Annotated in this window: 10 protein-coding genes and 1 pseudogene; 3 read left to right on the plus strand and 8 right to left on the minus strand. The window is 70.5% G+C overall.

Annotated elements, in window-relative coordinates:
* The first annotated feature begins 434 nt into the window (after positions 1-434).
* Positions 435-617, plus strand: a complete 183-nt coding sequence (locus EV375_RS10815) for a hypothetical protein (protein WP_130299252.1) — start codon at positions 435-437, stop codon at positions 615-617.
* A gap of 183 nt (positions 618-800) precedes the next feature.
* On the opposite strand, the gene EV375_RS10820 is transcribed toward EV375_RS10815, so the two are convergent.
* From EV375_RS10820 to EV375_RS10830, 3 genes are all read right to left on the minus strand, one after another.
* A complete protein-coding gene (locus tag EV375_RS10820; protein WP_130299253.1) occupies positions 801-1,025 on the minus strand; it encodes an acyl-CoA carboxylase epsilon subunit in 225 nt (74 codons plus the stop codon).
* A gap of 15 nt (positions 1,026-1,040) precedes the next feature.
* Positions 1,041-2,675, minus strand: coding sequence for an acyl-CoA carboxylase subunit beta (locus EV375_RS10825; RefSeq protein ID WP_130299254.1), 1,635 nt, complete (start codon positions 2,673-2,675; stop codon positions 1,041-1,043).
* Between the two features lie 220 nt (positions 2,676-2,895).
* The gene (locus tag EV375_RS10830; RefSeq protein WP_486588722.1) at positions 2,896-5,340 is read right to left on the minus strand and encodes a polysaccharide lyase 8 family protein; all 2,445 of its coding nucleotides are present in this window, start codon (positions 5,338-5,340) and stop codon (positions 2,896-2,898) included.
* Between the two features lie 93 nt (positions 5,341-5,433).
* Here EV375_RS10830 and EV375_RS10835 point away from each other — a divergent pair.
* A pseudogene (locus EV375_RS10835) lies at positions 5,434-5,862 on the plus strand (cytochrome P450); the annotation flags it as partial.
* Positions 5,863-5,931: 69 nt separating this feature from the next.
* Here EV375_RS10835 and cimA read toward each other — a convergent pair.
* The 5 genes from cimA to EV375_RS10860 form a co-directional block, all read right to left on the minus strand.
* Positions 5,932-7,533: a citramalate synthase gene (cimA, locus tag EV375_RS10840; protein ID WP_130299257.1), complete on the minus strand. Its 1,602-nt coding sequence runs from the start codon at positions 7,531-7,533 to the stop codon at positions 5,932-5,934.
* 585 nt (positions 7,534-8,118) lie between these two features.
* Positions 8,119-9,222 (minus strand): branched-chain amino acid aminotransferase, encoded by a 1,104-nt coding sequence (locus EV375_RS10850; protein ID WP_130299259.1) that lies wholly within the window; start codon positions 9,220-9,222, stop codon positions 8,119-8,121.
* Between the two features lie 229 nt (positions 9,223-9,451).
* On the minus strand, positions 9,452-10,489 hold the full coding sequence (locus EV375_RS10855; protein ID WP_130299260.1) for a 3-isopropylmalate dehydrogenase: 1,038 nt from the start codon (positions 10,487-10,489) through the stop codon (positions 9,452-9,454).
* Positions 10,490-10,585: 96 nt separating this feature from the next.
* Entirely contained in the window at positions 10,586-10,717 is a 132-nt protein-coding gene (locus EV375_RS29670; protein WP_281393672.1) for a hypothetical protein, read from the minus strand.
* A 306-nt stretch (positions 10,718-11,023) separates the two neighbouring features.
* Entirely contained in the window at positions 11,024-11,725 is a 702-nt protein-coding gene (locus EV375_RS10860; protein WP_130299261.1) for an HAD family hydrolase, read from the minus strand.
* An 88-nt stretch (positions 11,726-11,813) separates the two neighbouring features.
* Here EV375_RS10860 and EV375_RS10865 point away from each other — a divergent pair, with 88 nt between their 5' ends.
* Positions 11,814-12,521, plus strand: coding sequence for a nitroreductase family protein (locus EV375_RS10865; RefSeq protein WP_486588404.1), 708 nt, complete (start codon positions 11,814-11,816; stop codon positions 12,519-12,521).
* Positions 12,522-12,544 lie beyond the last annotated feature (23 nt).

The raw sequence follows: 12,544 nt of genomic DNA on the forward strand, positions 1-12,544 counted from the left end.
TGACCGCCGCGCGGCGCTGCTCTGCGCCCCTGCGCGCCGGTTGTTTCCCGCAGCGGTCCGTGGAATTCCAGCACAGTGCCGGATCTCCAACAAGGGCTGTGGAAAACCCGCCGGGTGCGGTGACGCTCCGCCAATATTCCGTCACTTCCTGTGCGACACACTTTCCGCGATTCCGGACTTTTCAGCGCGGGATTGCGGACCCCTCCCGCCCCAGCACTATCAGACCCGGAGGCGGAACCTCACGTCTGGCCCCGATGTCCGGTTCGGCGCTCACGACACCTCATCACGTAAGTCCCTTTTGCTCACGCTCCGGTGAGCAAACTCACACGCTCCGCGTCGTCCGCGTCACGTAACGAAATGAAAATGGGTCCTAGCCTGTTTACAGAACACGGCGGAACGACAAGTCAATTGGAAAGTGCGAGGTACGGTCGAGCGTGAAGACCACCCTTATCATGCGCAGCACAGCCAACCCGCGCCGCACCACCCTGGCCCACCTCCAGGACGCGGACGAGTTGACCACGAGGGCCGTCGCCGAAGAGGCCGGGGACCTCGACAACCTGGAGGCGCAGACCGCGAATCCGGCGCGCACCGTGCTCGAGGACGCACCCGCAGGCTGAACAACGGCCCCATGGCACAGAAGGACGGCCTCCCGTGAACTCGCCGGGAGGCCGTCCTTCGCTGTTCGGGTCTCACTGTTCGGGTCTCGCTGTTCGCAACTTCGCCGGGCTGTCCGCCGGAGTCCGGCCCGGCGGGCCGGACTCCGCTCGTGCCTCGGCGAGTTGCGCCTCGGCCGGTGCGCCTCAGCCCTGCCAGCTGTGCGGCGCGCGGAAGCCGCGGGCGCGCTCCAGGCGCCTCCAGCCGGCCTTGCCGCTCCCCGCGGCACGAGAGCCCGGGATCTGGGCGTGCCGGGCGGAGGCGGCCGCGCGGGCGAGCAACAGCGCCGTGACAGCGGCGAGTTCCTCCTCGCTGGCCTCGCCCTTCTCCACGCGGACGAGACGGCTGACAGTTGTGTCGGTCGGGTTCATCGAAGTATTCATCCCTTACTGAGGGGGGTTTCCGTGCTTGCGTGAGGGCAGATCGGCGTGCTTGCTGCGCAGCATCTGCAGGGAGCGGACGAGGACTTCGCGGGTCTCGGCCGGATCGATGACGTCGTCGACGAGGCCGCGTTCGGCCGCGTAGTACGGATGCATCAGCTCGGCCTTGTACTCCTTGACCATCCGCGCCCGCATCGCCTCGGGGTCGTCAGCGCCGTTGATCTCCCGGCGGAAGATCACGTTGGCCGCGCCCTCGGCGCCCATGACCGCGATCTCGTTCGTCGGCCAGGCAAAGGTCAGGTCGGCGCCGATGGACTGCGAGTCCATGACGATGTACGCGCCGCCGTAGGCCTTGCGCAGCACCACGGAGATCCGCGGCACCGTCGCGTTGCAGTACGCGTACAGCAGCTTCGCCCCGTGGCGGATGATTCCGCCGTGCTCCTGGTCGACTCCGGGCAGGAAGCCCGGGACGTCCAGCAGTGTGACGATGGGGATGTTGAACGCGTCGCACATCTGCACGAAGCGGGCGCCCTTCTCCGACGCCTCGATGTCCAGGACCCCGGCCAGCGACTGGGGCTGGTTGGCGATGATGCCGACGACCTGGCCGTCCATCCTGGCCAGGCAGACGATCAGGTTCGTCGCCCACCGCTCATGGATCTCCAACAGGTCCCCGTCGTCGACGAGTTCCTCGATGACCTTGCGCATGTCGTACGGGCGGTTCCCGTCCGCAGGCACCAGATCGAGCAGCACCTCGCCGCGCCGGTCCACCGGGTCGGAGCTCTCCTCGGCCGGAGGGTTCTCGCGGTTGTTGCTCGGCAGCATCGACAGCAGGTACCGCACCTCTTCCAGGCACGTCTGCTCGTCGTCGTAGGCGAAGTGCGCGACGCCCGAGGTCGCGGCGTGCACGTCCGCGCCGCCCAGTCCGTTCTGCGAGACGTTCGCGCCGGTCACGGCCTGCACCACGTCCGGGCCGGTGATGAACATCTGCGAGGTGTCGCGGACCATGAAGACGAAGTCCGTCAGCGCCGGCGAGTACGCCGCACCACCCGCACACGGGCCGAGCATCACCGAGATCTGCGGAATGACGCCCGACGCGCGGGTGTTGCGCTGGAAGATCCCGCCATACCCGGCGAGCGCCGAGACGCCCTCCTGGATACGCGCGCCCGCACCGTCGTTGAGAGAGATCAGCGGCGCACCCGCCGAGATCGCCATATCCATGATCTTGTGGATCTTCGTGGCGTGCGCCTCCCCCAACGCACCCCCGAAGATGCGGAAGTCGTGCGCGTAGACGAACACCGTCCGGCCGTGCACCAGCCCCCACCCGGTCACGACGCCGTCGGTGTAGGGCTTCTTCTCCTCCAGCCCGAAACCCGTGGCACGGTGCCGCCGCAGCGGCTCCACCTCACGGAACGTCCCCTCGTCCAGCAGCAGTTCGATGCGCTCCCGGACGGTCAGCTTCCCCTTCGCGTGCTGAGCCTGCGTCGCCCGCTCACTGGGCCCCTGCAACGCACGCTCCCGCAGAGCACGCAGCTCCGCCACACGCCCGCGCGCGTCCGGCGCCCCGGTGGCTGCGGCTTCGGACGCGGCTGCGGTCTCCGCGGCCTGCGGCGTCTGCTGCGACGACTGGGTCTGATCGGTCATGTATAGACCCTACGAAACGGCAGGGCCGTTCATCCTCGTCAGATTCAGACAGTGTCCGAGCGTGATTCATGGTCGCGCTGGACAGAACGGCGCCCGAGCTCGCCTCCGGGGCAGGGATGTCTCTCACGCGGCCCGCCCCGGGCTGTGGGGTTCCCACAGCGCGGTGACGGTGCCCTGTCAAGTTGGCGCGGGCCGTCCGGTCCAGCCGCACAACCGCAGCTCAAGGCACCCGCACCGCACAGCTCACGCTCGTACCACCCGTCCCCGGTGTCACGCGCAGCCGCAGCGAGCGCCCCGTGCCGAGCACCTCGACACCGTCGGACGCCGACAGCACCTCGCCCACCGGTCGGTGCCACGTCACCTCGAACGGCTCGCCGGTCCTTGGAGGTTCTGCCACGTGGACGGTGGCGGTGCGCCGTCCGCCGCCGCGGGCAGCGCGCACCAGGACGCTGGACGGTGCGCCCGAGGTGAGCCGGCCCGCCGATCCCGCGGTCCAGAAGTTCGCGGCGCTCAGGCCCAGGTGCCGGACGCTGACGGCCTGCACTGCCGCGGTGTTGGCGTCGACGACGACCCGCCGCCGGTCCGCTGCGCGCGCGGCGACACGCTCCGCGCCCGCGCCGGGCATCAGCACGTAGACGTAGCCGGCGTCGTCGGGGTCGCTGCCGTGACTGGTCCACAACGTCACATAGCGGCGGGTCACGGGATCGGGGACGCTGCCCTCGTTGATGTCGGACCACGCGCCCGTGCGTTCCTCGCACAGCACCCGCAGCCGTGTGCCGCCCGGCCAGACCCAGCCGCCGTGGCCCTCCAGATGAGCCCAGCCGGCGCGTGAGGCGGTCCGCGGCCGCCCGGCGCCGTCCGTGCCCGTGTCCCACCTCCGTCCGTCCACGGTGAGGGCCACGGCGCCGGCGGACCTTCCGGGGGCTCCCAGGTTGCGGTTGTCGAAGACGGTCTCCACCTCCGTGCCGTCCTCGCAGGTGATGCCCGCGCCGAGGCAGACGATCTCGTCGTCGAGGCAGAACCAGGACTTGCGAGCGGTCAGGGTGCTCTCCAGTCCCCTCACATGCTGGCCGACGGCGGCGAATTCGCCGTCGGTGACGCCGCCGGCCCACCGGGCGTCCGGCTTGGGCTCCCCCCACTCCCCTCCTGCCTTGTCGGGGAGGCGCTTGGTGGAGACGGTCGTGCCGGGCAGGCGGTACCAGTCGACGGTCGGCCAGAAGTCGTCCGCGTACTGGTTCAGCGTTCCGGACGGTCCCCACCAGGAGAGCATCCCCGCGCCGGTGTGCCAGCCGCGTGGATTCTCGCCGTTGCCCGCCTCGTAGTAGGCGATGCGGTCGGACGCCATGGCGACGTTCACGCACCAGCCGGCACGGCGGTGCACCGCTCGGGCCATGGCCGGAAACAACCGGTGCTCCACGGGTTCCGGCGCCGTCTCCCCGTCCTCGTCCACGACCGCGTGCAGCCGCGCGAGGTCCGCCACGTCGAACTGCGGGTCGGTGAGCACCGGCAGCGCGGTGTCCCGCTCGGTCCAGCCGCGCACCATGGCGTTCCAGCGCCTGCGCCGGGCCTCGTCCGCTCCCCCGCCCAACAGGGCGACAGCGGCGATGAGTTGATGCCCGCGCGTGTGGTCGCTCTGCCGTATCCGCCTGGTGTCGTTCCTGAGGATGCCGCGCGATATGGCCCTGCCGCTGACGCTGTCCATCATGAGCCCGTCGTGCAGCAGCGGCGCGTAGGCGTTGTCCACGCTGTCCAGGATGATCCGGCGGGCCGGGTCGGTGACCTCCCAACTCGTGCCGTCCAGCAGGGTGAAGAGCCTGCCCAGGCCGTCGAGCAGCACATAGCCGTACGTGCCCGAGTAGGCCACCCATGTGTGCTGGATGAAGGAGCCGTCCGCGTAGAGCCCGTCCCCCTCGGTGACGTACGGGAAGACGGGAGAGAGGGAGGCCGTCGCCAGAGTGATCTTGCCGGGGGCCTCACCGAGGATGCCGCGCACTGCGTAGACGCGGCAGAAGTCGACGCGGTTGGCGCCGGTGGAACGGCCCGTGTACTCGTCGAAGACGGACTCGGGCAGGAAGTGGTCGACGGCTGCGAGGTATTGGCCGCGCTGCTCGGCCGCGAGCTCGTCGTAGAGCATCGCGACGATGTCCAGCAGCAGGCGCGGGCTGCCGATCTGCCACTCCCACCAGTTGCCGTACGGCTCGGTGCCGGCGTGATAGACGCGCTCGTGCACATGGGCCAGTCCGGTCCGCACGGCGTCGAGCAGCCGTGGGTCGCCGGTGCGGCCCGTGCCGGGCTGGACGTAGCCCTCGGTCATCGTCGCGAGCCGCTGGTAGGACTGCGTGATCCCGGACGGCGGGTCGAAGGGGTACTCGGGGAAGAGGGAGTCGTCGGCCGGCTGCATCTGCTCCAGCAGCGCACCGGCCTGTTCACCGGTCTCCGCCAGCCTCGACGCGTACGGCTCGACCCCGGGATCGAAGCCGTGGCCGAGCCGCAGGCGCAGCCAGCGCTCGCGCAGCGCGCCGAAGTCGTCGGCGGCCGGTTCCTGTTGACGCCTCGCACGGGCGAGCGCGGCGGCCGGAGGCGCCGTCGGCGGTGTCACTGTGAGGGCGGTTGCTGCTGTTGCGGCGGAGGCGGCCAGAAAGGTGCGTCTGGGCCAGATCGGAATGGACGGCACGGCTGTACCCCTCTCGAAGTGGCTTAGACCTCTCGGGTCCCCCGTCGGTTTAGCAGCCGCCGGGTCAACCGGCAATGGGACAGGGGGCGTTCACGGTGCAAGCGCGTTCAGCGGGGCTTGGCCTCAAATCCTCTTGTGCCGCGGGGCCGCAGAGCGGACTCTTCATCCCGTCCGCGTTCCCCGCAGCAGTCCGAGAGGCGCGGCACGGTCATCCCCCGCGGGACACCGGTGCTCGCCGGGTACACGGCCGCCGGACGCGATCCCCGCACCTACGGGCCGGAAGCCGGCCACTTCGACGTCACGCGCCCGCCGGACCAGCACCTCTCCTTCGGTCACGGCCCGCACTACTGCCTCGGCGCGCCACTCGCCCGCATGGAGGCGGCCGTCGCGCTCGAAGCGCTCTTCGACCGCCATCCGGGCCTCGAACTGTCCGTGCCCGACGAGGAGTTGCAGCCGAGGCCGAGCTTCGTCGGCAACAGCACCCTGGTGCTGCCGGTACGCGTGAACGGCTGAGCAGCCGACCGGCTGAGCCAGGGCCGGAACGGAGGAGTCGCCGCCGGGCGGCCCCGGCCAGGACGTCACTCACTCGTGCGGTTCGACGCCCGCCCGCAGCAGCCCGTACGTGTAGGCGTCGTCCAGGGCCTGCCACGACGCTGCGATGATGTTGTCCGCCACGCCCACCGTCGACCACTCCGCGCCGCCGTCGCTCATGGAGACCAGCACTCGCGTCGTGGAGTCGGTGCCGTGCCCGCCCTCGAGGATGCGGACCTTGTAGTCGACGAGGGAGAGCCGGGCAAGCTCCGGGTGCAGCCGCTCCAGCCCGCTGCGCAACGCCCGGTCCAGGGCGTTGACCGGCCCGTTGCCCTCACCGGTGGCGACGATGCGCTCGCCCTTCGCCCACAGCTTGACCGTGGCCTCGTTGGCCTGGTCGCCGTCGGGGCGCTGTTCGACGATGCTCCGCCAGGACTCCAGGCGGAAGAAGCGCCGGGGCCGGCCGTGCACCTCGTCCCGCAGCAGGAGCTCGAACGAGGCGTCCGCCGCCTCGTAGGTGAAGCCCTTCAGCTCCTGCTCCTTGACGCGCTCCACGATCCGGCCCACCAGATCCCGGTCGCCCTCCAGGTCGTAGCCGAGCTCCCTGCCCTTCAGCTCGACCGAGGCGCGTCCGGCCATGTCGGACACGAGCATCCGCATGGAGTTGCCGACGAGTTCCGGCTCGATGTGCTGGTACAGATCCGGATCGACCTTGATCGCGGAGGCGTGCAGTCCGGCCTTGTGCGCGAAGGCGGAGGTGCCGACGTACGGCTGATGCGTGGAGGGCACGAGGTTGACGACCTCGGCGATGGCGTGCGAGATGCGGGTCATCTCCTCGAGCGCGCCCTCGGGCAGCACCTGCTTGCCGTACTTGAGCTGGAGCGCCGCCGTGACGGGGAAGAGGTTGGCGTTGCCGACGCGCTCGCCGTAGCCGTTGGCTGTGCACTGCACGTGGCTGGCGCCCGCGTCCACCGCGGCGAGGGTGTTGGCGACGGCGCAGCCGGTGTCGTCCTGCGCGTGGATGCCCAGGCGGGCGCCGGTGTCGGCCAGGACGGTGCGTACGACGGCATGGACCTGCGCGGGGAGCATCCCGCCGTTGGTGTCGCACAGCACGACCACGTCGGCGCCGGCCTCGTGCGCGGCGCGCACGACCTGCTTCGCGTAGCGGGCGTCGGCGAAATAGCCGTCGAAGAAGTGCTCGCAGTCCACGAAGACGCGGCGGCCCTGCTCCCGCAGGTACGCCACGGTGTCCCGGACCATCTCCAGGTTCTCCTCGAGCGAGGTGCGCAGCGCCAACTCGACGTGCCGGTCGTGCGACTTCGCGACGAGCGTGACGACCGGGGCACCGGAGTCCACCAGCGCCTTGACCTGGGCGTCGTCGGCGGCGCGCACTCCCGCCTTGCGGGTGGCGCCGAAGGCCACCAGCTGCGCGTGCCTGAAGTCGATCTCCGCGCGGGCGCGGGCGAAGAACTCGGTGTCGCGCGGGTTGGCCCCCGGCCAGCCGCCCTCGATGAAGCCGACGCCGAACTCGTCGAGGTGACGGGCGATGGTCATCTTGTCGGCGACGGTCAGGTTGATGCCCTCGCGCTGGGCACCGTCGCGGAGCGTGGTGTCGAAGATGTGGAAGTTGTCGTCCGGGGCGAGCATGCTCATGACGGCTGTGGCTCCTGTTGGATGCTGTGCTCCTGGGAGACGAGGGGGAGATCCGTGATGCCGGGGCCCGCTTGTCCCTCGATTGTCCTGCTTCTGTCCTGCTTCCTCCTCGGGCCGCCGGTTCCGGCTGCGGGTGGGCCGGAAACCAAAAAGACCCCTCGCGGGTGCGAGAGGTCTGGCGCGCGGGTCTGGGAGACGGTGACGGCTGCCGCACGGTTTTTCCTGCGGCAGCCGGTCACTGCGGACCGGCGCGCCTGCTGCCGATAATCATGGCGGACGAGGACACGAGGGGAGTCTCGCACAGACCGGGCAGAGGCTCGCAAGGTGTCTCACGATGCGGAAAGTGCGTGCGCACAGGCGCCTCCCCGCTCCGCAGGCGGACGGAACGGCGGTCCGGCGGGCGGGCCGACCGGCCCGGAACGGACCACGGGCCCGCACGGCCGTCCCTCGTGGACGGCGGACGGGGCCCCGGACCGCCGCGGAACCGGCGGTCCGGGCGGTGCGGAGGCGAGGCCCGACAGACCCGCACGCCCGCACGCCCGGCGGCGTGCGCCGCCACACCGCTTTCCGGCCCGCCGGCCGAGGTCAGGCCAGCGACCGCATCCAGCCGTGCCGGTCCTCGGCGTGCCCGGTCTGCACGGCGAGCAAAGCCTCGCGCAGCCGCATGGTGATCTCGCCGGGCTGCCCGTCGCCGACCTTCCATGCGCCGCTCGCGGACTTCGCCTCCCCGACAGGGGTGATCACGGCTGCCGTGCCGCAGGCGAAGACCTCGGTGATCGTGCCGTTCTCGTTGCCCTCACGCCAGTCGTCGACGGTCAGCCGGGCCTCGTCCGTCCGGTAGCCGAGGTCGGCGGCGAGCGTGAGCAGCGAGTCACGGGTGATGCCGGGCAGGAGCGTCCCGGTGAGCGACGGCGTGACGATCCTGGCGTCGGCGCCGGAGCCGTGGACGAAGTACAGATTCATGCCGCCCATCTCCTCGATGAAGCGGCGCTCGATCGCGTCCAGCCACACGACCTGGTCGCAGCCCTGCTCGGCGGCCTCCGCCTGCGCGACCAGCGAAGCGGCGTAGTTGCCCGCGCACTTGGCCTCACCCGTGCCCCCGGGCGCCGCCCGCACGTACTCCCGGGAGAGCCAGACGGACACCGGCTGGACGCCGCCGGGGAAGTAGGAGCCGGCGGGCGAGGCGATCAGCATGAACAGGTATTCGTTGGCGGGCCGCACCCCGAGGCCCACCTCGGTGGCGAACATGAAGGGCCGCAGGTAGAGCGACTCCTCGCCGCTGCCCGGCACCCAGTCCTTGTCCTGCCGGACCAGCAGCTCGCACGCCTCGATGAACGTCTCCTCCGGCAGGGCCGGCATGGCCAGGCGGCGGGCGCTGCGCTGGAAGCGGCGGGCGTTGGCGTCCGGACGGAACGCGGAGACCGACCCGTCCGGCTGCCGGTACGCCTTCAGCCCCTCGAAGATCGACTGTGCGTAGTGCAGCGTCATGTTGGCGGGATCGAGTTGCAGCGCGGCGTACGGCTGGAGCTGTGCGTCGTGCCAGCCACGGCCCTCGGTCCACTTGATCGTGACCATGTGGTCCGTGAAATGACGGCCGAAGCCCGGGTCGGCCAGCACCGCCTCGCGCTCCGCGGCAGGCAGCGGCTGCGAGGAGGGCTTGAGGTCGAAGTCGATTCGAGGCGTCGTCATGTGAGCGCGTCCTTCACTGTGTGTCGTGGCGGACCGCGCTCCCGTACGCCCTCCGTCGTGGTACTGGGACGTCCGAGCTTTCACTCATGCGTCAGCCCCGAGTCCGATTATCACCCGCGGAGGCTCGCAGAGGGAGTCCGGGTGGGCGGCCCCTGCATGGATGGTGGCACCCCGACCCCCCACTGGAACAGCGGCCGGGCACCGATGCCCGGCGAGAGCCTGCGCCGGGTCAGCCGGATACTCGCGTCGCCAGGGCGTCGCCGATCTCGTCCGTGGTCCGGGCCCCTGAGCGCTCGGCGAGGTCACCCGTGACGGCTTCCTCGACGCGGGTGGCCTCGGCCTCCAGGCCGACGTGCCGGAGCATCAGTGCGACGGAGAGGACGGTGGCCGTCGGGTCCGCCTTGCCCGTGCCGGCGATGTCGGGCGCGGAGCCGTGAACGGGCTCGAACATCGACGGGTATTCGCCGGTCGGGTTGATGTTGCCGGAGGCGGCGAGGCCGATACCGCCGCTCACGGCGGCGGCGAGGTCGGTGATGATGTCGCCGAAGAGGTTGTCGGTGACGATCACGTCGAAGCGCGCGGGGTCCTGGACGAGGAAGATCGTCGCGGCGTCGACGTGCAGATAGTCGGTGGCGACGTCCGGATACTCCTCGCCGACCCTGTCGAAGGTGTTCTTCCACAGGTGGCCCGCGTGCACGAGCACGTTGTTCTTGTGCACCAGGGTCAGCTTCTTGCGCGGACGTGCCCGCGCGCGCTCGTACGCGTCACGGACGACGCGCTCCACCCCGTAGGCGGTGTTCACGCTGACCTCGTTGGCGACCTCGGCGGGCGTGCCGGTGCGGATGCTGCCGCCGTTGCCGACGTACGGGCCCTCGGTGCCCTCGCGCACGACCACGAAGTCGATGTCGGGGCGCCCGGCCAGAGGGGTCTCCGTGTTCGGGAAGAGCTTCGACGGCCGGAGATTCACGAAGTGGTCGAAGGCGAACCGCAGCTTGAGCAGCAGCCCGCGCTCCAGGACGCCGGAGGGCACGCTCGGGTCGCCGATGGCACCGAGCAGGATCGCGTCGTGCTGCCGGAGCTGCTCCGTCTCCGCGTCCGTGAGGGTCTCGCCCGTGGCGTGCCAGCGCTTGGCACCCAGCTCGTAGTGCTTCGTCTCCAGTTTCACGTCCTGCGGGAGGACTGCGGCGAGGACCTTCAGGCCCTGGGCCACGACCTCCTGGCCGATTCCGTCACCGGGGATCACTGCGAGGCTGATGGTGCGAGACATGCGGCGACCTTAACCTGCCGTCCCAGGAGCTGACACTTCCGGTCCACATGCCGGACCAGCGGACCGCCGGTCCGGCATGTGCGGGCTGAGTGGCCGTCAGTGGCCCGTGGCTCCGCCGTTGTCCCGGCGGTCGAGGGCGCGCTGCAGGGCGGCGGCGGCCTTCCTGCGCTCGGCGTCACGGTTCGTACGGGCGTTGTGGCGGAGGCGGCGGCGGGCGGTCTCATCCATGATCAGCAACTCCTTCTGCACACAAGGGCTTCAAGAAAGGCTTCAAGAAGGGAAGGCGGGGCTGGTGCTGCCGGAAGGGGCGGGGGCGGAACGGTGCGTCAGGGATCACCTGCGCGGTGCACCGGGCCTCATCCGCCGCTCGCTGGATGAGCGAGAACGTTCGGCTTCCACAAAGATAGAACCCGGACGCCGTGATGTCCCGCCAATTAGTTGGCCTTCCTACTATCTGAGACGAACACCACTCGGATCCGGCCACGGCGCCGGAGCAACCGGCGTCCGTCGGCCACCCGCGGGCGCGGACAGGTCCTAGAGGAGGGCGGCGAGCAGGGCCGGCAGCTCCGCGAGGCCCGTGATCCTGCGCACCCCGGCCAGGGCGGCCGGAGGAGACTGGCCGGTGCGGTCGATCCAGACGCCGCGCAGTCCCGCCTCGTCGGCCGCACGCGCGTCGATGTCGTGCCGGTCGCCCACGTAGGCGACCTCGGAGGGCGGCAGGCCCATCGCCTCACAGCCGGCGTGGAACGCCTCCGGCGCGGGCTTGGCGTGGCCGAGTTCGTCCGCGCACAGCAGGACTTCGAAGCGGTCGCGGATACCCAGGCGGCGCAGCTTGCGCTCCTGGTTGGACGTGGAGGAGTTGGAGAGAGCGCCGTGCCGGTAGGCAGGGGTGAGCGCGTCGAGGGCGGGGACGGCGTCGGGGAAGAGAATCCAGGCCTGCTCGTACAGCGCGACGTAGCGGGCGAACCAGACGTCCGCATCCTCGTCGGTCAGGGGGGTGCCCAGGAAGCTGCGTGCCCGCTCCCTGCGGTGTTCGGCGAAGCCCAGCTCGCCGGCGAGGAAGCGCGCGAACTGCTCGTCCATGACCTCCCGCCAGCGTCCGAGCGCGGCCTCCGGCGAGGGGTGGCGCTCCAGCAGCCGTTCGGCCTCGATGTGCCGCAGGGCCGCCGCGCGGTCGGATCCGGTGTAGTCGAAGAGCGTGTCGTCGACGTCCCAGAGAACAGCTCGGATCGGCATGTACGCGACGCTAGCAGGGAGTTGGGGAGGCTCGTTCCTCGTCCCGACGGTGCCGTGGGCCCGTACCGGAGCCCTACACTCCGCGGCCATGACAGATGATCAGCCGAACGCGCCCGAACTCTTCGGGACCATGTCCACGATGCGCGCGATGCGCCGCCTGAAGCCCGACCCGGTTCCGGAGGAACTGCTGGAGCGGCTCGTGCAGGCCGCGGTGTGGGCGCCGAGCGGGTCGAACCTCCAGCAGTTCCACTACGTCGTCGTGACCGACCGGGCGGTGATCGCCCGGCTGGAACCGCTGTGGCGCAGGTGTGTGAACGCCTACCTCGGGTCCGCGGGGAAGGCCACTCCGCCCAACATGGACGAGGGCGCCTACCGGCGGATGGTGGCGGCCATCGAGTACCAGCGCGACCACTTCGCCGACACCCCGGCGCTGATCATCCCCTGCTACCGCTACGTCCAGCCCAAGGGCGACATGGACGGGCTGCGCGCGATGCGGGACGCACTGGGCACCGGTGCGCTGCTGCGGCTGATGCGCAGCGGGGTCTTCAGCACCGTCGCGGAGACCTCCAGCGTCTACCCCGGCGTGCAGAACTTGCTCCTGGCGGCGCGCGGACTCGGGCTGGGGGCCACGATCACCGTGTGGCACCTGATGCTGGAGCGGGAGTGGAAGCAGGTGCTCGGCATCCCCAAGCAGGTCAACACGTTCGCGGTGATACCCGTCGGCTGGCCGGTGGGCAACTTCGGCCCCGTGCGGCGGCGTCCGGTCTCGGAGGTGATGCACCGGGACGGCTGGTGAGGCGGCGTACGGCGGAGGCGGCG

This window comes from Streptomyces sp. CNZ301 (genome assembly GCF_004217425.1).